This is a genomic window from Paraburkholderia dioscoreae (assembly GCF_902459535.1).
GTDB lineage: Bacteria > Pseudomonadota > Gammaproteobacteria > Burkholderiales > Burkholderiaceae > Paraburkholderia > Paraburkholderia dioscoreae.
In genome coordinates, this window is record NZ_LR699556.1 from 72303 (window position 1) to 93611 (window position 21309).

General features: G+C 60.1%; 21 protein-coding genes and 4 pseudogenes. 15 read left to right on the forward strand and 10 right to left on the reverse strand.

Annotated features, from left to right (window positions below; all coding sequences use genetic code 11):
- Nucleotides 1-990 precede the first annotated feature (990 nt).
- The 5 genes and pseudogenes from iscB (at nucleotide 991) to PDMSB3_RS37145 (ending at nucleotide 6581) form a co-directional block, all read left to right on the forward strand.
- Nucleotides 991-2277 (forward strand): RNA-guided endonuclease IscB, encoded by a 1287-nt coding sequence (iscB, locus tag PDMSB3_RS37130; protein ID WP_165190265.1) that lies wholly within the window; start codon nucleotides 991-993, stop codon nucleotides 2275-2277.
- A gap of 234 nt (nucleotides 2278-2511) precedes the next feature.
- Nucleotides 2512-3639 (forward strand): annotated as a pseudogene (locus tag PDMSB3_RS38370) (flagellin N-terminal helical domain-containing protein); the annotation flags it as partial.
- 24 nt (nucleotides 3640-3663) lie between these two features.
- Nucleotides 3664-4293: a flagellin gene (locus tag PDMSB3_RS38525; protein WP_407670672.1), complete on the forward strand. Its 630-nt coding sequence runs from the start codon at nucleotides 3664-3666 to the stop codon at nucleotides 4291-4293.
- 146 nt (nucleotides 4294-4439) lie between these two features.
- Nucleotides 4440-6260 (forward strand): flagellar filament capping protein FliD, encoded by a 1821-nt coding sequence (gene fliD / locus PDMSB3_RS37140; protein ID WP_165190269.1) that lies wholly within the window; start codon nucleotides 4440-4442, stop codon nucleotides 6258-6260.
- A 21-nt stretch (nucleotides 6261-6281) separates the two neighbouring features.
- On the forward strand, nucleotides 6282-6581 hold the full coding sequence (locus tag PDMSB3_RS37145) for a flagellar protein FliT (protein ID WP_165190271.1): 300 nt from the start codon (nucleotides 6282-6284) through the stop codon (nucleotides 6579-6581).
- An 86-nt stretch (nucleotides 6582-6667) separates the two neighbouring features.
- Here PDMSB3_RS37145 and PDMSB3_RS37150 read toward each other — a convergent pair whose 3' ends face one another.
- The gene (locus tag PDMSB3_RS37150) at nucleotides 6668-6856 is read right to left on the reverse strand and encodes a hypothetical protein (RefSeq protein ID WP_165190273.1); all 189 of its coding nucleotides are present in this window, start codon (nucleotides 6854-6856) and stop codon (nucleotides 6668-6670) included.
- 311 nt (nucleotides 6857-7167) lie between these two features.
- Here PDMSB3_RS37150 and PDMSB3_RS37155 point away from each other — a divergent pair, with 311 nt between their 5' ends.
- The gene (locus PDMSB3_RS37155) at nucleotides 7168-8193 is read left to right on the forward strand and encodes an IS110 family RNA-guided transposase (RefSeq protein ID WP_165190275.1); all 1026 of its coding nucleotides are present in this window, start codon (nucleotides 7168-7170) and stop codon (nucleotides 8191-8193) included.
- A 437-nt stretch (nucleotides 8194-8630) separates the two neighbouring features.
- The gene (locus PDMSB3_RS37160; protein WP_165190277.1) at nucleotides 8631-8852 is read left to right on the forward strand and encodes a hypothetical protein; all 222 of its coding nucleotides are present in this window, start codon (nucleotides 8631-8633) and stop codon (nucleotides 8850-8852) included.
- A gap of 740 nt (nucleotides 8853-9592) precedes the next feature.
- Here PDMSB3_RS37160 and PDMSB3_RS37165 read toward each other — a convergent pair.
- From PDMSB3_RS37165 to PDMSB3_RS37185, 5 genes are read right to left on the reverse strand one after another with little or no spacing between them, the layout of a single operon-like run.
- Entirely contained in the window at nucleotides 9593-9853 is a 261-nt protein-coding gene (locus tag PDMSB3_RS37165) for a hypothetical protein (protein WP_165190279.1), read from the reverse strand.
- A 33-nt stretch (nucleotides 9854-9886) separates the two neighbouring features.
- Nucleotides 9887-10213: a hypothetical protein gene (locus PDMSB3_RS37170; RefSeq protein ID WP_165190281.1), complete on the reverse strand. Its 327-nt coding sequence runs from the start codon at nucleotides 10211-10213 to the stop codon at nucleotides 9887-9889.
- Between the two features lie 21 nt (nucleotides 10214-10234).
- Nucleotides 10235-10612 carry a hypothetical protein gene (locus PDMSB3_RS37175; protein ID WP_165190283.1) on the reverse strand — a complete coding sequence of 126 codons (378 nt, stop codon included), beginning with the start codon at nucleotides 10610-10612 and terminating at the stop codon, nucleotides 10235-10237.
- Nucleotides 10613-10618: 6 nt separating this feature from the next.
- A complete protein-coding gene (locus PDMSB3_RS37180) occupies nucleotides 10619-10927 on the reverse strand; it encodes a hypothetical protein (RefSeq protein ID WP_165190285.1) in 309 nt (102 codons plus the stop codon).
- Nucleotides 10924-11247, reverse strand: coding sequence for a hypothetical protein (locus PDMSB3_RS37185; protein WP_165190287.1), 324 nt, complete (start codon nucleotides 11245-11247; stop codon nucleotides 10924-10926). Before PDMSB3_RS37185 ends, PDMSB3_RS37180 begins: the two co-directional genes overlap by 4 nt.
- Before the next feature lie 300 nt (nucleotides 11248-11547).
- On the opposite strand from PDMSB3_RS37185, the gene PDMSB3_RS37190 reads away from it, so the two are divergent.
- The 4 genes from PDMSB3_RS37190 (at nucleotide 11548) to PDMSB3_RS37205 (ending at nucleotide 14111) form a co-directional block, all read left to right on the forward strand.
- Nucleotides 11548-12855 (forward strand): type II toxin-antitoxin system HipA family toxin, encoded by a 1308-nt coding sequence (locus tag PDMSB3_RS37190; RefSeq protein ID WP_232064478.1) that lies wholly within the window; start codon nucleotides 11548-11550, stop codon nucleotides 12853-12855.
- 52 nt (nucleotides 12856-12907) lie between these two features.
- Nucleotides 12908-13132 carry a helix-turn-helix domain-containing protein gene (locus tag PDMSB3_RS37195; protein ID WP_232064480.1) on the forward strand — a complete coding sequence of 75 codons (225 nt, stop codon included), beginning with the start codon at nucleotides 12908-12910 and terminating at the stop codon, nucleotides 13130-13132.
- 221 nt (nucleotides 13133-13353) lie between these two features.
- Nucleotides 13354-13833: a hypothetical protein gene (locus tag PDMSB3_RS37200; protein WP_165190291.1), complete on the forward strand. Its 480-nt coding sequence runs from the start codon at nucleotides 13354-13356 to the stop codon at nucleotides 13831-13833.
- Complete coding sequence (locus tag PDMSB3_RS37205) at nucleotides 13830-14111, forward strand: type II toxin-antitoxin system RelE/ParE family toxin (protein ID WP_165190293.1); 282 nt, start codon at nucleotides 13830-13832, stop codon at nucleotides 14109-14111. Before PDMSB3_RS37200 ends, PDMSB3_RS37205 begins: the two co-directional genes overlap by 4 nt.
- Before the next feature lie 363 nt (nucleotides 14112-14474).
- Here the strand turns inward: PDMSB3_RS37205 and PDMSB3_RS37210 are convergent, their stop codons facing one another.
- Nucleotides 14475-15383: an integrase domain-containing protein gene (locus tag PDMSB3_RS37210; protein ID WP_165190295.1), complete on the reverse strand. Its 909-nt coding sequence runs from the start codon at nucleotides 15381-15383 to the stop codon at nucleotides 14475-14477.
- 1118 nt (nucleotides 15384-16501) lie between these two features.
- Nucleotides 16502-16723 (reverse strand): annotated as a pseudogene (locus tag PDMSB3_RS37215) (transposase); the annotation flags it as partial.
- 235 nt (nucleotides 16724-16958) lie between these two features.
- On the opposite strand from PDMSB3_RS37215, the pseudogene PDMSB3_RS37220 reads away from it, so the two are divergent.
- Nucleotides 16959-17471 (forward strand): annotated as a pseudogene (locus PDMSB3_RS37220) (IS110 family transposase); the annotation flags it as partial.
- 113 nt (nucleotides 17472-17584) lie between these two features.
- Here PDMSB3_RS37220 and istB read toward each other — a convergent pair.
- Both istB and istA read right to left on the reverse strand, forming a co-directional pair.
- On the reverse strand, nucleotides 17585-18343 hold the full coding sequence (gene istB / locus PDMSB3_RS37225; protein ID WP_165190297.1) for an IS21-like element helper ATPase IstB: 759 nt from the start codon (nucleotides 18341-18343) through the stop codon (nucleotides 17585-17587).
- Nucleotides 18344-18357: 14 nt separating this feature from the next.
- Nucleotides 18358-19899 carry an IS21 family transposase gene (gene istA, locus PDMSB3_RS37230; RefSeq protein WP_165190299.1) on the reverse strand — a complete coding sequence of 514 codons (1542 nt, stop codon included), beginning with the start codon at nucleotides 19897-19899 and terminating at the stop codon, nucleotides 18358-18360.
- Nucleotides 19900-20081: 182 nt separating this feature from the next.
- On the opposite strand from istA, the pseudogene PDMSB3_RS37235 reads away from it, so the two are divergent.
- The 3 genes and pseudogenes from PDMSB3_RS37235 to tnpB all read left to right on the forward strand — a co-directional run.
- Nucleotides 20082-20294: pseudogene (locus PDMSB3_RS37235) on the forward strand (IS110 family transposase); the annotation flags it as partial.
- Between the two features lie 84 nt (nucleotides 20295-20378).
- Nucleotides 20379-20867, forward strand: coding sequence for an IS66-like element accessory protein TnpA (gene tnpA, locus PDMSB3_RS37240; RefSeq protein WP_165187044.1), 489 nt, complete (start codon nucleotides 20379-20381; stop codon nucleotides 20865-20867).
- Nucleotides 20867-21220, forward strand: a complete 354-nt coding sequence (gene tnpB / locus PDMSB3_RS37245; RefSeq protein ID WP_165187046.1) for an IS66 family insertion sequence element accessory protein TnpB — start codon at nucleotides 20867-20869, stop codon at nucleotides 21218-21220. Before tnpA ends, tnpB begins: the two co-directional genes overlap by 1 nt.
- Nucleotides 21221-21309: the final 89 nt, after the last annotated feature.

A 21309-nucleotide genomic window follows, 5' to 3' on the forward strand; every position in this document is an offset into this window, starting at 1 on the left:
GTAAGTGAACTGTTGCAAACCTCGTTAGCTTCGAGGAGCCAAAGCTGCTGAGAGGCTCTGACCAAAACGGTGAATGGCCGGTTACATCCCTTTGTTATGGATGTTCGTCGTCAAGGCGCCATCGGGGAATAGACAGGTGCTAAACGGATAGGCCCGTTGCGACGTGAGGTCGCGCAATTGATTGTTTAACCCGCCATCACGGGGGTAGAGAAACCGGCTGCTCCATCAGCCGTAACCTACGGGTGCATGCAGGGTTGGTAACGACCCTGTGTGAAGCCACCCGGACAACGTAACCTGCCCGTAAGGGCGACCATGTTCTTGTGAGAGGACATGGTTCTCTGCCAGCATCCGGGCGGAGGTGGTGCCAGGTTGGGTAGCCGGGCTTGCCTCCGGCGTGCTGCGCTGCTGGTTGCCCGACACATGGCGATCCCCTGCGTACTGAAGAGCGGATAGCCTTTTGCTGTGCCATCTGCGGCACAGTGCGGCATAATGCGACCCTCTCAGGTTCTGGCGAGGCCCTCGGAATGGCCAGAATCCTTCGCCGACCCTAACCCGGTCGGTTTTTTTTCGTCCAGATCAGGTCACATGAGCCTGCCGAGCGGGACCAGCTGTTATGTCAATCTGATGCAACTGTCAGGGGAGCGATTCGCCAAGAATGTTAATCTTGGACAAGACCCTCAAGTTCGCTTTGGTTTTGCCGAAATCCTAAGATGAGGCGGCCAGCAGTCAATCGCTCCGGCCTAACGGCTGAGGCTCGAAAAAGCCTGAGGTTGACCAGCCAGAGCCCCGCAAGGGGCTACGTTGTGCAGAAGTTCAAGACCCACTCCGCGATGCTTCCTCAGTTGCGGACACTGGAACCTGCGGCAGTAGACACGCTTCGAGCAAGCACGAAACGGGTCGCAGGGTAACGCTGCTGTACAACATTGGCGAGGGGAGCGGAGCCTAGGTGGCTCCCGTAACAAGGTTCCGTAAGGGACAATTGAGAAACACATGGCGGTATTCGTACTGGATCGACGCGGTAGACCATTAATGCCGTGTTCGGAGAAACGGGCTCGGCTGATGCTTGAGCGTCAGCGCGCACGCGTTCATCGCCTGATGCCGTTTGTCATTCGTCTTACCGACCGGCTCATCGAGGAAAGCACACTGCAGCCGGTGCGCATTAAAATTGAGTCTGGGAGCAAGATAACCGGACTCGCCTTGGTGCGCGAGGATGGCGAGTCGACCGCCGTTCTTAATCTGTTTGAACTGATACATCGGGGACGTCAGATCAGCGAGGGCCTATCTTCCCGCAGCAACTTCCGCCGACGCAGGCGCAGCGCTAATCTGCGGTACCGGGCCCCGCACTATGCCAATCCCGCACGAACAAATGGTTGGCTTCCACCCAGCCTGAGGCATCGGATTGACACGACGAAATCCTGGGTGAGGCGTTTTATCCGTTGGGCACCAGTGAGCGGACTTGCTAGCGAACTGGTGCGTTACGATCTCGCGGCGGTAGAAGGTGACGAAAGAGTCTCCGACAATCAGGAGCATGCTGAAATCGCCGCCCAGGAGATACGCGCGTATCTCCTGGATAAGTGGGGACATCAATGCGTCTATTGCGATTCCGATCGCCAACATGTGCAGATTGACCCGATCGATCTTCGCACGGCAGGCGAACCGGCAAGGGATATATCCGGTTTGATCCTGGCCTGTACTTCCTGCATCGCGCGGCGGGCTGGACGTGACATCAGCGAGTTCGTCACCGATCGGGCGCGGCTTGAGCGGCTGCGGAATTGGACAAAAGCGCCGCAGAGAGATCGCGCGGCTGTAGACGGTGCACGTTCGGCCATCGCGCAATTCCTGGCAACGACGGGGCTCCCTGTCGAACTGGCCAGCGGCGGCCGCACGAAATGGAACCGTACACGCTTTGCCCTTCCCAAGTCGCAGGCTCTGGATGCGGTATGTGTGGGCGCAGTCACGGCTGTCGTCTGCTGGCGTATTCCCGTCATCAAGATCAAGTGTACGGGCCGAGGCCGATACCAGCGAACACTTGTGAACGCGCATGGCTTCCCCCGCGCCCATCTGATGCGCAACAAGCGCATACATAACGTTCAGACCGGTGATCGCGTTCGCGCGACCGTCCCGACCGGCAAGAAAGCTGGTATCCATACGGGGCGAGTGGCGGTCCGTTCGCGCGGTTATTTTGATGTGCACAAGCCAGACGGACCGGTTACTGGGATCCACCATCGGTACTGCGTTGTGCTGCAGCGGGCTGATGGATACAGTTATTCGATGTAACGGTTATTGCTGACGGCATTGTCGGAGACCGGCTAGACCTTGACAAAGCTCCCGTGCAGATCGCATGACGAACCGACTACTGGTCTGCTTCCATTTTTGATGTTGGTTTATCCGATGAAATCTAAAGTTTCGTGATCTGAGGCCGACATCTCCTACTGAGGTGGCTAGCAGTGAAATGCTTCCGCCGATGCCAATGTGGCATGTAAGGCTCAACGCCTATACAGGAGATTTTCCATGCTCGGAATCAATAGCAATATCAACTCGCTGGTTGCACAGCAAAACCTCGCGGGCTCGCAAAGCGCTCTTTCGCAAGCCATCACGCGTCTGTCGTCGGGCAAGCGCATCAACAGCGCGGCGGACGACGCGGCCGGTCTGGCAATCTCGACCGGCATGCAATCGCAGATCAACGGCCTGAACCAGGGGGTCTCGAACGCAAACGACGGCGTCTCAATGATCCAGACGGCATCAAGTGGCCTCGCGCAAATTACATCGAGCCTGCAACGGATTCGTCAGCTTGCCGTGCAGGCGTCGAATGGCGGCCTGACGGCGGACAACCAGGCGGCACTGCAACAGGAAGTGTCGCAACAGATTGCTGAAGTGAACCGTATCGCTTCGCAAACGACTTACAATGGCAAGAACGTGCTGGATGGTTCGGCTGGCAATGTGAGCTTCCAGGTCGGCGCAAATGTCGGCCAGACAATCAACCTGAACCTGACGCAAAACGTGTCGTCGACCGCTCTCGGCAAGGGTCTGGTTGGTGCTGGCACAAGCCTCGGTACGATTGCGAATGTCAACGTGGACTCGGCAACGGGTGGCACATACAACGCGCAGACGTCGACGGGCTATCAGGTCACGTCCATCAACGTTCTGTCGGATGGCAAGGGTGGTTTCACCTATACCGACCAGAATAACCAAGCGCTCACGTCTACCGCGACCAAGGCACTGTTTGGCAATTCGACCGGTGTTGGTGGTTCGCTGAACATCACGACGAACGCAAGTGGCACAAGCGCACTTGACGTAACGAATCAGGTTTCAGCAATCAGCAGCGCAAACAACGTTACCAATTATCCAGTTGGAACCGGCACGACGATCGGTACGATTACGGGCATCAGCATCGATGCCAAAACCGGCGCTGACGTTGCGGCAGGTACGGCAGGCGCGATTACATCAATTACCGTCAAGACAGATGGGTCTGGAGGCTTCACGTTCGCTGACCAGTCCGGTAACGCGCTGGCTAGTGGGCTGGTAGGAAACACGACAACTGCCGGCAGTTTGTTCACTATTACTGCCGGGACGGGTGGTGCGGGCAACAAACTGGCGCTCACGAGTTCGACGGCGCAGGCGACGGCGATTTCGCTCGCAAGTAGCGGTGCTACCTTCGGGTCCATCTCCGCTGGTTCGACCATCGGAACCCTGACCGGCCTGAGCCTTGATCCGAATTCCGGTGCCGCAGTCGCTGCCGGATCGGCTGGCGCGATCACGTCGATCACTGTGCAAGAAGGGACTGCCGGCCACTTGAATTTTCTTGACCAAAACGGCAATGCGATTTCGTCTAGCTTGGTTGGCGCGGCCGGCTCGCTTATCACGGTCACTGCCGGTGACGGGTCCACGACGAACGATAGTTTCGTTTTTGCAGGCACGGCGCCTACTTCCAGCCCAGCTCTCGCCGCATTTGCCCAGATCGATTCGAACAACAATCCGGGCACTGTCGCAAACATCAACATCAGCACGACCACCGGTGCAAACTCGGCGATCGAGTCGATCGACAACGCACTGAATACGGTGAACAACATCCAGGCAACACTGGGTGCGGCGCAGAACCGCTTCACGGCAATCTCGACGACGCAGCAGGCTGAGTCGACCGACCTGTCGCAAGCACAGTCGAACATCACCGACGCGAACTTCGCGCAGGAAACGGCGAATCTGAGCAAGGCACAGGTGTTGCAACAGGCCGGTATCTCGGTGCTGGCACAAGCGAACTCGCTGCCCCAGCAGGTTCTGAAGCTCCTGCAGTAAGGCTTCACGCAGTAAAAACATACGCGCCGCGCGCATTGCGTGGCGCGTATGCGATAGTTCGGGTTTCACGGGAGGCACAGCCTCCCGCACTGCATTCTGAACAAACACCTACGTCTTAATGACTTACCGACGCACGGAGCCGCTCCATGTCAACCGTCTCGACGGCATCAGCCGCCGCCACAACCGCAGCCAACAATGCTGCGCTTCAGCAAGCAGCGCAGTCGATTATCAGCGGCTCCACCGGCAACTCGTCGCTTGATGTTTCATCGCTGGTCACAGCGCTTGTCAACTCGAAGACGGCTGGGCAACTGTCGGCATTGACGGCGCAGCAAACCGCCGACAACACCAAGATCTCCGCAGTCGGCACGCTCAAGGCCGCACTGTCGGCACTGCAAGCCAGCCTGACCAACCTCGCGAACGGCAAAACGCTTGCGTCCTATACCGCGACCGCGAGCGGCTCGGGCCTCAGCGCAACCGCTGGCGTAGGCGCTGTAGCAGGAAGCTATGCGATCGCAGTCTCGCAAATCGCGCAGGCGCAGACGATTTCATCGAGTGCCTTCAGCGCCACTGCGCCTGTCGGTACCGGTACTTTGAATGTCTCACTCGGCGGCCAGCCGATGAGCGTCACAATCGACTCGACGAACAACACATTGAGCGGGATTGCCTCGGCGATCAACTCCGCGGCCAATAATCCGGGTGTCTCGGCCACCGTCGTCACTGGTACGGACGGTGCACACCTCGTGCTGCGTTCGGCGTCAACGGGTGCAGCAAACACGATCAGCATTTCGTCAAGCGACGCAGGACTGTCGAGCCTTGGTGTGACATCGTCACCCGTGCTTACATCAGGCACGTTCAGTTCGTCCCAGGCGTCCCAGGCCCTAGGTACCGGCACGATGACGATATCCGTTGGCGGCAAGTCGACGAACCTCACCATCGACGGCACCAACAATACTCTGCAAAAGATCGCCGATGCGATCACGAACGCTGATCTGGGCGTGACAGCGAACGTCGTTTCCTCGTCAAGTGGTTCACAGCAGCTCGTCGTGACCTCCTCAAATGGTAGTTCAAATTCGATCAGCATAACCACGAGCGGCGTAGCGAACGATCAGGGATTGTCTAGCCTCGGCAGCATGGTCACAACTTCCGCGGTTACTTCGACTGGTGGCGGTGCGTGGAAACAACCGCAGTCCGCGCAAGATGCGCTCTTCACTGTGGATGGAACGCCGGTCAGCAGTTCCACCAATTCTTCAACGACAGCGATTGCTGGCGTCACCCTGAACCTGACCGCCGCCGCGCTCGGCACCACGTCTTCATCTGGCACGATCACGGGTAATGCGCAGACACTGACCATCGCATCCGACACAACCTCGCAGGCCACGGCCATCACCAACTTCGTCAGCCTGTACAACACGCTGGTGACGACGATGGGTACGCTCACGTCGTTCGACAGTACGCAGGCCCAAGGTTCGCAAGCTGGCCCGCTGCTAGGAGACTCGATGACTAACACAATCGAGAACTCGCTTGCGAGCATAGTGAGTGGCGGCGTGAAGAACGGTAATGTCGCTGTGACGCTCGCATCGATCGGCATCACGTTGAACGCCGATGGTTCCATGACAACCGACAGCACTGCGCTGAATAACGCGCTGACAAACTCGCCGGCGACCGTTGCCTCGTTGTTCAACTCGACCAACGGCGTTGCTGCCCAGTTGAACAACAGCATCACGAACTTCACGCAGACCGGCGGTATCATGGATACCGAAACAACCGCGATCAATGCCGACCTCACCAGCATTGCCTCGCAGCAAACCACTCTCGCCGCCTACACCGCCCAGCTGACGAGCCAGTATCAGGCGCAGTTCACCGCCCTCAACACCCTGATGGCAACGATGAACAACAACTCGCAATACCTGACCCAGTTATTCGGCGGCACGAATAGTGCCGGCGCATTGGCGAATGGCAAGAGCTGAGCATGAAGGGAGGAGCTTGGAATGGAATCGCGTGAACTGATCGAACGCTTGCTTAAACTGTCCGAAGCAATTGAACACGCCGCGCAGCTGGCCGACTGGCCGGAAGCCGCCCGGCGTACCGAAGAGCGCTCGCCGTTGCTCATGTCGCTGACGGGCGACGTTGAGGATGAGACGCGAAATATCATTCGCCGCATTCAGGCACTTGACGAATCGGTGCTGACTCTAGCGGCAACCGGTAAAGAAGAGTTAAACACGGAATACCAGGAGGCCCTGCGTCGCGCGGCAGCCACCAGGCAGTATCTGCGTACGGCCTGCGACTGAATCGACCAACGCCTCCACGAACCAGCGATTGATGGCAGGATGACGCAGGCGCCTCGCCTGCCACCGGGCAGATGGTGTCTGGAGTCTTATTCCTTACTGAGGACTTCAACGATCTCTTGCCATTCATGCACGATCGTGTGCAAATTCTGCTCCCGCTGCTCGTCTTCAAGGTCCGTGTGACCAGCTTTCTCCAGCTCCATAATGGCGCGAAGCAGGGCGCTACGGGCCAGCGGGAGCAACGCCGCCGCTTGGGAGGCAGTTATTACGATAGCCATTCTTGGTTCCTCAAAATTTGAATGCACGAAAAATAGCACAAGAAAGCGGCTTCCATTGTCGTGGCGATCGACTAGCAGAGCGCGTTCACGCCGAGGCAAGCGCGTTGCGAGGAGAGGGGCCAACCATGCTCCGACGCGCCCCACACCGCTGTGCGACCCGACGGGACGACATCAGTCTCGTCGAGGTGGAGAGGATCGGCGTTTAGGGACAATGTAACTGACGTTGCCAGACTTAATGAGATGGTCAGCCTGACCGAAACGGCCCGATCGGCGTACGCTGATCGGGCCGTTTCCTTTTCCGGGAGGCCATCATGGCAAACGCGACGTTGGTGGGTATCGATCTGGGCAAACACTGCTTCTTCCTTCATGCGCAAGACGCTCATGGGCACGAGGTTTGGCGCAAGAAGGCAACACGGACCCAGTTGTATACGTTGATGGCAAACTGCGCGGCCTGCACCGTTGCCATGGAAGCCTGTGCTGGCGCACACTGGCTGGCTCGCAAATTCCAGGGCTTTGGCCATCAGGTGAGATTGATTGCCCCCCAGTTCGTCAAACCATTCGTCAAGGGCAACAAGACTGACTTCGCCGACGCCGAGGCAATCTGCGAAGCCGCTTCGCGTCCATCAATGCGCTTTGTCGCCATCAAGACGCCTGAGCAGCAGACGCTGCTGGCCTTGCACCGGATGCGCGAAGCGCTGGTGCGTGAGCGTACGGCGACGGGTAATCAGATTCATGCCTTTTTGCTGGAGTTCGGCGTGAGCCTGCCGATCGGATCTGTCGCCATCACGCGCCTGCCCATACTACTCGACGATCCGGCTCATGCGCTGCCGCCGCCGATGGTGACCCTGCTGCTGCGTCTGTATCATCGCTTCGGCCAACTCAGCAACGAAATCGTCGAACTCGAAACCGAACTCAAACGTCAGCTGGCCGGGAACGAAGCCGGCCAGCGACTGCTTACCATTCCGGGTATCGGCCCGATGACCGCGAGCAGCCTGCTTGCGATGGCCGGTGACGTGCATGGATTCAGGCGAGGCCGCGATTTCGCCGCCTCGCTGGGTCTGGTGCCACGACAGCATTCGACCGGAGGGCGCGCGACGCTACTGGGCATTTCCAAGCGCGGCGATAAACATCTGCGCAGCTTGCTCGTGCAGGGCGCGCGTGCCGTCCTGCGCTGCGCCCAGAGGCGCACCGATGCGCTCGGCGTATGGGTGCAGGACCTGCTGCGACGCCGTCACACCAATGTCGTTGCCTGCGCGCTGGCCAACAAAATGGCCAGAATCGTGTGGGCAATTCTGGCCAGGGGGGGCGAATATCAAGCGCATCCGCGCCCCGCCTGATCAGCTCAACCTGCCTGCTTTTGCGACCACCAATCTGTGATGAAGATAAATGGCACACGGCCCGACTGAAAACCTGACAAACAATCCAGTCTCGCAGACTGACGACTTTTTAAAGGACAGTCGGGCGCGGCTCCTCATCGAGGGCCGGGCGCTATTAATCCGCGCCCATTTCGAGCCCGGATACATTTGCGCAAGCCCTTTTATCTCAGGTCACACATTCAGGTTGCAAAACTTGGGCTGACCATACATTAGCATGGAGCGATGAAGCCGGGGATGGCCACCTGATTGGGAAATACTATCAGGCGCACGCATGGAAACCGGTTACGTGATCGGCACCGGCCCACGGGATGCGTTTCCGTCCGGTCCGGACTTCGATCTTTCGACATGAGCGCGGGCATCCAGTACCATGCTTTCCCCGGAAGTGAGGGTTCGACCAGATGGAACGTTTTTTCTTGTCGCGGGCGAGCGCTGTCGCCTATCTGCTCGGGATTCGCCGCGCAACACCAGGTGGGATTGACAACCTGCGGGTTGGCGAGGCTGACGTAAGGTTACAGGATCTGGATACGCTGGATCGCTTGCTACTCGATGTGCGCGCGGGCCGGGTTCGCGAATTCCGGCTGGACAAGCCCCAGGCGATCGAGGTGACGGTCACAGATTGAATAACTGGACACGCGGCACCGTACCAAAACTATCAGCCGCGCGACAAGCCTTCGCTAGGGCCGCTTGGCGAAAGCCGTATCGGCGACAATCGAGCCGCTGCCGAGATACTCTTCGAACGAACTCCTGAGAAGCTCGTCGATCACCACGTCGTCGAGATCGGCTGGCTCCATCCCGCGAATCCTGCAGAGGAGTGTAAGGGTTTGTAATGCAGCATGGATGACCGCGGCCTCGGAGGATTTTGGTGTATTCATGATGATGTTTTCGGCAGAACTCGCGCTGACTTTAGCAAAATGGATATCGTCAGCTACGATGTCTAAAGTGGACATCCCAAATGTCGCGCACGCATAAAATCGCGTCTTTGCAATCCGTTACCTGCTCAAACAGACTCGTAACCGGCCAGATCGTGCCGCACAACTCGGCCGGGTCGGTAGCCCATCACACTGAGAAAAGGGAAAACGCCGGTACTCGAGTAGCTTGAAGCACGGCAATTGCTCGACCGGGCACCGATCGCGCTGATCGTGTTTTCGTTCGCGCGGATCGATGATGCCTATTGCAGGACCGTCGGCTGTGGGTGAGCCCGTGTGAAAAACGCGGTAGTCGGTTTCGTTCAACAGATCAAGGGTTAGCGAACAGGATGGCGGCCGGCGCCGGTCCTGTCAGCTGTCATCGCCGCAGGCAGGTCGTCCGGCATCGATCGGTGAATTCGCAGTCGGCGAAAACGTACACTCTGCCCGCTCCGCTAATCCGCTTTGTTGAAGGCGGCAGCAAGCGTTAGCTGCATCCAGTCCAGAAATTCTTCCCACACGTCCCAAGGAATAGCCGTGCGCTCGCGGCTATCGATGCGCAGCGCGTATTGCGGCGAATCCTCGCGCACGAGCTCGGGCCGTGACTGGAGCCAGCGGCGCAGCGCTTCCTCCAGTTCCAGCGGCGCATCCATGAGCGCGAGTGCCTTTTCGCCGTCGATCTCGATCGTCTGCACCCCGGCCGGGATGCCGAACATGAGCGCACGGAATTTGTCCTGAAAAGCCATCGATTACAACCTCAGTTCGTCATCGTCATATGCTGCAACGGCTTTGCCTGTTTCATGTCGATCGTCAAAACTCGCCATGCCGCGCTTGAGCGGGTTGACTACCGACAGGGCCGCCGCGACTAGGTCAACCGCAGGCCTGTCGCGATCAAAATCCGCGACGCGCGCGGTTTTCGTGAAGGTCGTGCCGTCGGCCTCGATGTGCGTAAGTTCCACGTCATAGTGGCCGTTCATCGGCGTGCCGGTGTCGTCGTTGGCAACCGTCATCACGGCCAGCGTGCGGGTGAGCTCAGCGTCACCGTCGGGCAGTAGCTCGATTGTCACGCGCAGCATGTGTTTTCTCCAAAAGCACTATCAGGGCCGGGGATTGCGGGCACGCCATCCGGCAAGAAACGCGCGCCGTTCATCGTCCGTGAGGATGCCGGTAAACGGCGCCGATTGCCGGAGGTCCGTTGCATGTTCTCCCGGATCGGTCATCAGGGCGATTGTCGTGTCGATGCCCTGATTGATCGTAACCCGCCATTCGATGAGATAGGGGTCAGCATGGTTATGCGGCTGTATGGCCATCCTGCGGTCAACGGTATCGCGCACCTGGTCGAGCAGCGCCGGGTCACGGCGGATCTTTCCGGCGATGAGCCGGTGCAGTGCGAGGCTGCGCCGATGCTTGTCCAGATGCAGATGGACCGTGACAGCTTCGTCAATCCTGAGCGGCGTGTCGAAGTCGGCCGACATGCTGATCTAGCCAGCCAGTGTGCCGAGCCTACGACGCGGTGCGCCTGCGCTGCCCGGTTGAGAGGCGACGGGCTCGGCAAGTCGGGTTGCGGCCTCGAAATCGATCACAATTGCAGTTTCGTCCGGCTCGAAAGGAATATCGGAAAACATGTCCGGCCCGGTATGTGCGCCGCTGCCGAATTGGATCGTGCCGAGCCGGATTGGTAGCGCATAGACCGTCACGATGTCATCGAAGCCGCTGTTGAAGTGTGGCAGCACGACGCGGGCATTGGCCGGGAAGGCATGAAGATAATCGATCAGCTCGGCGATGGTCATTGCCCGCTCCATAAATTGTTATCGGCCAGTGTAGCGAGCCGTCGCCGGAAAAATGGTGACACCGTACACATTGTCGTCTGCAGGCCGGTCCACATAAAGCCGAACTCGAAATTTTCCTCGGCGGGCAGCACGAAGATACGCGGCTCGCCCTGCACTTCGCCTTGCCAGCCAGCTTCGCCGGCGGCGTCCAGCGCATCGACCAGCTCGGCGTCCACCAGATCCACGGCTCCCACATCTGCGTCGATGGTCAGCCGCGCTTTCCATTCGCTAATGCTCAGCATGCCTTCCATGCTCGACGCGCTTTTTTCGATTTCATACACATGCCACACCATCGTTTCGGCCCCTTAGTAATGAAACGGTTCGGGTACGTGTTATCGGCAACAGAGGGGTTGTTGTAGAGAGGCTAGCAAAAAATTTCATATCCAGTAGGCGGCAAAGCGGCGCGAGATTTTCGACGTAGGCTGCGTGAGTACGTGTGACTGACGCCACAGTTCTGCGACGGGGCGACTACTGTTCTGGCGCAATCCGCCTGCTGATTCGGACAAAACGCACTTATAAGAAGCTTATAAGAAATTTATCGCCATATTGTGCTACATTTATGAGGCACAAGGAGCTGCCTCATGGATTGCACCCTGCAAATATTCCTGGACGATCGCTGGGTCGACTGCGCGCAGATCGAACTCAACGGTCGCCTGTGTCAGTGGAATCATCTGGTTATGTACGCCGTCGAACACACGGCCGCCCCACTATCGCTGGCTGAGCCCGTCGATATGGACCTCCGCACGGGCCCGACGATACCCGCCTTCCTCTATGACCTCGCCCCACAAGGGGCCGGTCGTCGCTTCCTGCTGGGCGAGCTGAAACTGCCGGATGGCCCTGACGCGGACTTCCCGCTGATCTGCTCGGGTGCCTTCAATCCGGTCGGCCGAATCCGGGTTGCCGAGGCAGCCGAATATTTTGAGGCGCACGTGGCGCGGCACCCAGCCGCGCGTGGCCTACCCGGCCTGACGATCGACGACGTCGTCGTGCGCAGCGCGGAATTCAAGGAAACGATGTTCCTGCACGGGATGCTGGGCACCGGGACCACGGGGGTCCAGGGTGCGGCGCCGAAATACCTGCTAACCCGGGACCGGGCGGGCCTGCTGCACGGTGACGCCATCCTGCCCGATGCCGACGCTACCCAGCATCTGATCGCGAAACTGCCGCGCGGGAACAGCGCGGCCGACGACAAGGTCCTGCGCAATGAAGCGGCGTACATGCGGGTGGCTGCCGCGCTTGGTATCCGCACACACGCGGACTTGCCGATCCTTCACGGAGACGTTCTGCTGGTTCCGCGCTTTGACCGGATCGCGAGCGACGGGAAAGTTTTGCGCCTCCATCAGGAAAGCGTGGCATCTATTCTGGGGCTGTCCGGCTTTGACCTGCGTCCGAGCCTCTTCGAGGTCGTGGCCGGGATCCGCAAGGTTGTGACCGATCCATTTGCCGAAACGCTCGAATTCATCAAGCGGGACGTGCTCAATCTGGCGATGCGCAACACGGACAATCATGCGCGCAATACAGCCGTGCAACTGGTCGAGGGCAAAGTCCGGCTCACACCCCTGTTCGACTTCGCGCCGATGTACCTCGATCCCGAGTTGATTCCACGTGCGCTGAGATGGTATCGGCCAGACACCCGGGTTGAACTGACGGACTGGGTCGACGTGCTTGCGGCTCTGCCTGTACCTGACCATGAGCGCCGAATGCTCGCCCGGGCATTGAGCCGCTTTGCCGTGCAGATCGAACGCCTGCCCGACATCATGGACGCGCAGGGCGTCGATCACGACATCATCGAGTTCCTGACGCAATCCATTGATACGCAGGTCCGACAACTGAAAGCCCTTCAACCGCCAGAGGCTCATCATGCCCCGTCGGAACCGACCTACCCGTGAAGAGCAGAACGCCCTGCGCCGTGCTTTCTACGAAAGGATCGGCCGGGGCGACATGACCATTCCTGACGCCATGAAAGCGATGCGCGAGATGACGGGCCTGACCCAAGCGGAATTCGCCGCGCACCGAGGCGTCAGCCGCCGGGTCATCCAGGATATCGAGCGCGGGACTGGAAATCCGACCGTCGACTCGCTCAACAGCGTCGCGAAGCTCTTCGGCCTACAGGTCGGATTTGTCCCGATCAGGCGGAACGAAGCAGCTTCGCCGACCTCAAGCTGACAGCTATGCCGCAGCAGTGCTGCGTTTGATGACTACACGCTACTGGAGCGCTTCGCGATGGTTGTCGAAGCCATTCTTAGATGTCTCAGGGGTAGCCGAAACCGGCCGGGCTTCCGGTCCAGCTTATCGTCCACCCTGCCGCAAAATCCAACGTAATACTATATTACGTGTAATAAAATTATTATACTTTATGATTAGCGTATCGCAGTCTGGGAGTTATCATGCGTCGCGTTTCATTCGATGTCGCGCAGGCCAGCGCCGCCGTCAAGGCGGGCGGTGTACTGTCTGCCATCCTGCGTGTCGAGAACGGCGCTTTCTATATCGAACTGGAAACCCGCGAATCCGGCGTAGTCGAACTCGTGACGGCCAACGGCCGTGAGCGCCGCACATTCCGCGAGCCGGGACAGGCGCTGAAGGTTGTGCGTGAGCTGGGGGTGGCCATCGGCCGCTTTGCCCTCGAAGAGTGGGACACGCGCGCGCCAAAAGCAAAGGCATGGACGCGTCCTGACCAGTCGGCGCACATGAAGGTCAAACACCAGCGCGCCGACGAGGCGGCAGAATATGAGGCCGATGTACTGCAGGCGCTGGCCGAGGCCGATGATCCGACAACCCAGTTTGTGCCGCATGACGAAGCAATGAGCCGGCTTGATGCGAAGATTGCCGAAGTTCAGAAGAAGGCGAAGCGCAAGGCCCGTGCATGACGGTTGGCATCGAGGTTATATGGTTGCCGGTGGCGATCGAACAGCTGCTGTCGATCATTGATCACATCAGCGGGGACAACCCCGTCGCGGCCGTCGAACTGGCGCAGACGATCCGGGCCGCAGCCGACACGCTGACGCGCTATCCAAACCGCTACCGTGCAGGACGCATCAATGGAACTCGCGAGCTGGTGGTGAAACCGAATTACATCATCGTGTACCGCGTGACAGACCGGGTCGAAATCCTTCGCGTGCGGCACGCGCGCAGGCAGCACCTGTAGTAGCTTATGAGCGGTTTAGTACAGCCCGATAACATCATCTGGACATTAAGCATCCCGTTCTCAGCAATGCGGAGCCAATGCCGCCCGATAGCCGAACTGACAGACAAGTGGCACTTTTCTGTCAGTTCGGCCGGCTCGCCGAGTTGCCCTACTAGACCTTCTGGAAAAAGTGTCAGATATCTGACACTTTTCTATCAGTTCCGCCGTCCGCTACATAAGGTGTGGAAAGCATCAGAGGATATCTCCACCCTCGGAAGGGCGCCTGCGGATCCCGGAAGGCCCTCCAGGCACGTCCCACCAACCAGTTCAGCTTTGACCTCCTTCCACACGCTGCCTTTCGGCAAGCGATGGGAGGTCAAGAATTCAGGTTTGCTGCTCATAGGTCGCCCTCAGGTAGTTGTTCCAGACCCAGCGGCCCCGGCCCTCGCCATGGCCCAGGTCGCGCGAACACAGTCCGAGCGCTTCTTTCACGCTGTAGCCTTCGCCCAGGTAGTGCTCGTAGTTGTCACGGCAGAAGGCACGGCGCAATGCGTGGCCGGAGTCTCCGCCCGTCAGCCCCAGCGCCGCGAACCGGTCGTGAACCTGCTTCTGGGCCGCGCGACCGGTGGGCGCATCGACCAGGTATTGCCGCTTTGTCATTATCGCCAGCGCGGCCCTGACCGCTGCAAGTGCCCGTTCACGGTAGGGCGCCGGGATGACGGTATCCCTCACACGTCCGCCCTTGGTGCCATGGCGGATCGTGATAAAGCTCTTCCCGCGTGCTAGCGCTGCCTCCCACTGTTTCAAGCTTCGATGGCTTTCGATCATCTCCTCGCGCCGTAGGCCCAAGTAGCGTTCAAGCTCGATCCATGCGCGGGTGTCGGCCGGCGCACGCGCCAATGCTTGCGCCAGGACATCCGCATTGACCACCCGCCCGGTGCCGATGCGCGAGCCGGCAGGCACGCCGAGCTGCGCGTTGGTGACGGTATCGGCCCATTCGCCGCGTCCGGCGCCGCGCAACGCGCGGCGCAGATGGCTGACCTCGTTCTGGATGGTGCGCGGTGTGATCCCCACCTCGATGCGCGCGTGCACGTAGTTCCGGAGCTGTTTCTCGGTGACCGTGGCGGGATCGACCGGCCCATAGCGTCGCTGCTTCGCATGCGCAGCGAACGCCAGAAAAGTGGTGCGCATCTTCTGCCGGGTCAGGGTCGCTGCGCCCTTATGGAGCGACGCGGCCATGAACTTCGCCTCGATCGATCGCGGCCGGTTTGAGGGTGACGTGGACTTGCTCATGCTCATCTTCGTTGGAATGGTTCGTTGGTGATTCACTGGTTTTACGTCGTGCCGGTGCGCTCCAGCGAGCCGGGTCCTGCTTCGTTTAGGGAGGGGTGGCCGCCACCTGGAGGTGGGTTTGTGTGGCCGGGGTACTGCATGTCGATCAGGTCGTTTGTCGTTCGCGGTTGGCCGGTTCGACGCGCTGACTTGCGCGTAACTACCACGTCGGGAGACGAGCGCCTTGACTGGCGCGGAAGACAGGGAAGCGCGACAGCGCGTCACTGCTCCGCAATGCGAAACAGTGACGCGCAAAAGCCAGGTGGTTGCCTTCGTTGAGCGTTCCCGGCGGACGGGTCGCGGAAGGCGGTGAAGTCATCGTGCGGGGGCTCGCATGCATTTGCTGTCGACACAGCGAAACGGGGGGCGTGCGCGCGATGGGCGAGATGGGCGACTCGTTGGACGCCGAAGCTGGAATGGGTGTACCCGGGCCATGCCGGATTAAACGGTGATGCACGGGCGAAGACCCGTGATGCGGGATGGGTGCGTTTTCAATGGGCGGACTACGGGAGCCCGCCGAAGCACTCGGGAAAAATTGTCGCTCAGGGGGCTGCGCAGGGCGGATCAATCCGATGCGCTTGCCATAAGCGATGACTGCGGCCGGGACACCCCGGCGTCATAAAAATAGGACCTGGCTCAACGCCAGATCGTAGGTCGATTGCGTCAGGGACGCGAAGAGTCGGGCTTACGTTAGCACACGATTATTGGCTTGGCGATGGGACGCCCGTGATTTTTTAAAAGCTACGTAAAAACAGGTCGCTTTCGGGTGGGGCATTCTCGAAAGATCCCTGAAAATAAGCCTCTTTCATGATTCAGGCGATTGTGCACCCTGCGCGTGTCTGGCGCATTCAGGTCGCGTCGCGATCGCGACGGAAATAAGGGGAGTCTCCGCCGTGCCGGCGGCACGACCGGGATGTGCTGGCACCCGAAATCGGCATCACCGATGACGTGGTTGCTGTGCGGGGGAATGCTGTTCATGGACATGCGGCGCCGCGGGACGACCGCTACCGAGGGAGTGTCTGAATTTTTGTGTGCAAGGCAGATAAAAGCCTGCCGTCTGGCAGGTCGTCAATTGCATTCTACAAATGAATCCTCGTGAAGCGATCTTCGTAGAGGATCGCGAACTGGTTCATCGCAGCTTTCCAGTCATGCGCCGCGCGGCTCCAGTCAGCCGTGATATTGCGTAAGGCCAGCCACAGCAGTTTGGTCGCCGCCTCGTCGGTCGGGAAGTGCCCACGCGTCTTGACGATCTTGCGTAGCTGGGCATTCACACTTTCGATGGCATTCGTAACCGGCATGATATAGCCGGTGCCTCACGGTCCCGCGCCGTGCATTTCTGGCGTATGGTGTGACCATCCGGGACAAGGGGCACCGGGGAGCACTTCGGGTGGGCAGGCCGTTGTTATACGATGAGCCGCGAGCTCGTGTTAGTAGTTGGCCGCCCCTGCGACCCGCCCGGTTGCGCTGCGAGCGCGAATCCGTAGTTGTCGTGCTGTCCCACCGGCTCCCAACATTCATCTGAATGGGAGAACGGTTATGCGAATCGTAGGACTGGATGTTTCGCGCTCCGTGGCCGAGATCGCGTATCTGGAGGACGGCGTGCTGCATGCTGGTGGCCGTGCCGGGCTCAGACGCGACGAACTGGAGCGCTTTGCCGCAAGCCTGCGCAGCACCGATCATGTGGTGCTCGAAGCGACGGGCAATACCGCCGCCATCGTCAACGTACTGCGCCCTCGCGTCGCGCGTGTCGCAATTGCGAATCCACTGCTGGTACGGCTCATCGCCGAGGCACGCGTCAAGACGGACAGGATTGATGCGGCAGTGCTGGCCCAACTGTACGCAAGCCATTTCCTGCCGGAAGTCTGGATGCCCGACGAGAGCACCCTGGCGCTACGCCGACAGGTCTCGCGCCGGTCACAACTCGTGCGGCAACGCACGAGGCTGAAGAACGAAGTTCATGCGGTGCTGGCTGCGCATCTGATCGAGCGGTGCCCCGCTACTGATCTGTTCGGCAGGAAGGGACGCGTATGGCTCACGGTGCCTATTCCACGCAAATCGAACAGCCGTTCCGCGGCAAAGCGAGCAAGCATTCCAGGCGAAACCGAGCATGCATTCCACAGCAAAGCGAGCGCTGCGGACATGGCGACGCGGGGTGAGCTTTTTTACTCCTTCTCGCCTTCGGTGGTCAAACCATTTCGGCGTTTTCGCATCGATTCACCTGAGAGCGTGAAGCGATGCGCGTTGTGAACCAGCCGATCGAGAATCGCATCTGCGAGAGTTGGATCTCCGATGGCAGCGTGCCAGCTGTCGACCGGAATCTGGCTGGTGACGATCACCGAGCGCTGGCCGTGCCGGTCGTCGAGTACTTCGAGCAGATCGCGCCGCGCCGCATCTGACAGCGGTGCCATCGCCAGGTCATCCATGACGAGGACGTCGGTCTTGGCCCACTGCGCGAGCAGCTTCGCGTAGCGCCCGCTACCGTGCGCGATGGCCATCTCCTCGTTGAACTTCGGCATGCGCAGATAGCAGGCCGAGAAGCCCTGGCGACACGCCTGGTTGACCAGCGCGCATGCAAGCCAGCTTTTGCCGAGCCCGGTTGGCGCGACCAGAATCACGTTCTGGTGCGCCCGTATCCATTCGCCGGTGAGCACCCGGGCGAGTAGCGCGCGATCCAGTGCGCGGGGCTCGCGGTAGTTGATGTCTTCGGGCACCGCGTCAGGGAAACGCAGCTTTGCGCGGCGCAGCCGCGCCGTGAGCAGGCGCGACTGGCGTTCGCTTGCTTCACGTTCGACAAGCAGCCCCAGGCGCTCCTCGAAGCCGAGCTGGTCGATGCTGTTCTGGGATTGCTGGTCGGCCAGCGCCGCGGCCATGCCGAACAGGCGCAGGTCGTGCAACCGCTCGACGGTCGGGTGATGCAGCATGTCATGATCTCCTTTCAGTGGTAGTAGGACGGCCCACGCACGTTGGCGTGCGCGAGCGGCAGTTCGGTTTGGGCGGCGGCCTCGTCGGCCTTGCTCTCCAGACCATTCTTCAGCGTCGAGGCGATGAACCGGTAGTTCGGCGCTTTCAGATCAATGGCGCGCTGGCAGGCGGCTTCCAGCCGCGCATGGCTGTAGTCCTTGCCCATGCGCAGTACGCCCAGACAGGCGCGGTAAGCCTGCTGTGGATGCTGGCGACCACCGAGCAGGTGTTCGATGACCGCGGCGGTGTGCGGACCGATGTCGATGGCCCAGTTGATCAGCCGTTGCGGATTCCACTCGGTGGTCGCGGCCCGATGGTTCGGCGGCATGTGTGCGGCGATCGTGGTGTGATGGCCGCGGCGCTCGTTCTTCGCATGCGCGGCAATGCGTTGACCGCGCAGGAAGATCTCGACGGTCGTCTTCGTGTAGCGCACGTCGACCTGCTCGCGGGCATGGCAGTACGGAACGGAGTAAAAGTGTTCGCCTAACTCGACGTGGTAATCAATGCCCACGCGAGCAACCTTCCACTGCGCGTACTGGTAAGGCCTTTCTGGCAGCGGGCGAAGTGCCGGACGATCAAGCTCCTCGAAGGCGCTGCGGCGGCAGCCAGGCAGTTTCTTGAACGGCCGGCTGTTCAGTTCGACGAGCAGCGCGGCGATCGCGCGATTGGCTTCGTCGAGGCTGAACAGCCGCTGGTTGCGCAGTCGTGCCAGAATCCAGCGCTGCGCCAGGAGCACCGACTGCTCGACCTTCGCCTTATCACGGGGCCGACGTTTGCGCGCCGGGATGATTGCCACGGAGTAATGCGCGGCCATCTCGCCATAGGTCCGGTTCAGAATCGGATCGTAGAAATCGGCCTTGTGCACGCCGGACCTCAGGTTGTCGGGCACCAGGATCTCGACACAACCGCCGATGAAGTTCAAGGCGCGCACATGCGAGCCGATCCAGTCCTCAAGCTGCTGGGTCCACGTGACTTCGGCGTATGTGTAGTTTGATGCGCCGAGCGTCGCGACGAATAGCTCTGCCTCACGGATCTCGCCGGTGTGCGGATCGACGATGCCCAACCTGTTGCCGGAGTAGTCAATGAACAGCTTCTCGCCAGGCGTGTGCGTCTGGCGAAGCGTGACCGGCAAGACTGCCGCCCATCGCTCGTAATGCTTGCAGAACCAGCTATAGCCGTAGCCTTCGGGCTCCTGAGCCTTGTACTCGTTCCACAGCAGGTCGAGCGTTACGCCTTTCCTGCCGAGCTCGCGATGCACCATCGGCCAATTGGGCGCCGGCCTGGCCCTGCTCGACGACGGCGGCGGCGGGAACAGCAGCGCATCCAACGCTGCCTCCTCCATCGTCATCGCCTTGTCGAAGTCGAGTTGCGCGCGCCGTGCGCGGTCCAGATAGTCCCAGACCGTCGCGCTCGATGCGCCGATCGTCGTTGCGATCTCGCGCTGGCTACGCTGGCACACGAAGCGCAGGCGCAGCACTTCCTTGATTTGACGCATGGATAACCTTTTATTCGACATTCGCTCGCTCGACAAAATCGTCAAGCGTGCCATGGTTATCCCGCGTCGCTGTCCTTCCAGCTTACTGCTCGGTTACGCGTGGAAATCGCGCTCGGGCAGCCGTGGAATCCCTGCTCGGTTTGCCGTGGAATCGACGCTCGGCTTGCTGTGGAATCAGCGTTCGGTTTGGCGTGGAATACGCACTCACGGCCCAACCGCTGCCGATGGACGAGCGTCTGGGCGTCGAGCAACGCTTGCGGGAGCTGGACCGTCTTGGGGAGGATCTGCACGAGGTCGACAAGGCCCTGGCGCAAGCCAGTATCGGCGACGAGCGGTTGCGCAGGCTGCTGACCATCACCGGCGTCAATGCCACTGTGGCAATCGGCCTGCTGTCGGCAATCGGCGTCGTTGAACGGTAAGCGATCGTTTCTACCCGTCTGGCGTGTCCGCTGTCGGAAGATCAAGCTTGCGTCCGCAATCACTCAACTTGCGGACGCAACATGACCCCAGACGAACTCGATTTTCTCCCTCTCAAAGTCACGCACATCGATGAAGGCGGTCGGCGCTGCTTCGATCCCGACGGCAAACGACGACTGATCGAGGCGTGCGGGAAGCCCGGGGCATCCGTGGCAGGCCTCGCACTCAAGGCTGGCGTGAACGCCAACCAGCTGCGCAAGTGGATCATGCTGGAGCGCAGGCGAGTCACGCAGATAGACTCGCAGAAGCCGACCCGCATGGGTTCGGCGGAATTCGTACCCGTAGTGGAGTTAGCCGAACCGGATGCTGTGACGGCAAGCGCAAATCTGCCTTCGTCGCCTGGCATGACGCCGGTCCTCAGACCGCGTGAAGTCGTGCGAGGTTCGCCGCTCCCACCCTCACCGTCGCGTCTGGTGGCGCGACTGCCCAACGGGGTGAGTCTCGAACTTGAGTGCAGTGGGCAGGATCCAGCATTGATCACGGCGATGATTGACGCGTTGAGGAGCCGGTGATGCTGCGCTTCGCCAACGACCTGCGTGTCTACCTGTATCGCGAACCGGTTGATTTCCGGTGCGGCATCAACACCCTTGCTGTTCTGGTCGAGGAATCGATGCGGCTGGATCCGCTTGCCGGCGCCGTCTACGCGTTCCGCAATCGTAAGTGCGACAGGATCAAGCTCCTGCTGTACGAGCGCACTGGCTTCTGGCTGTTGCTGCGCCGGCTCGAGGAAGACCGTTTCGTGTGGCCGCGACGCGATGAGGACGTAATCGAGCTGACAACGCAGCAGTTGCACTGGCTGCTGGACGGCATCGATATCGACGCCCTTCGCCGTCATCCTGCCCGACATTACGAGCACGCCGGCTAGTCTGCACGTACCCCGTCAGCCAGGCGATGGGCACTGGTTACAAATTGACGTAAACCTGTAGCGTGCCGCACTGCGCTATCCTGGAGCGC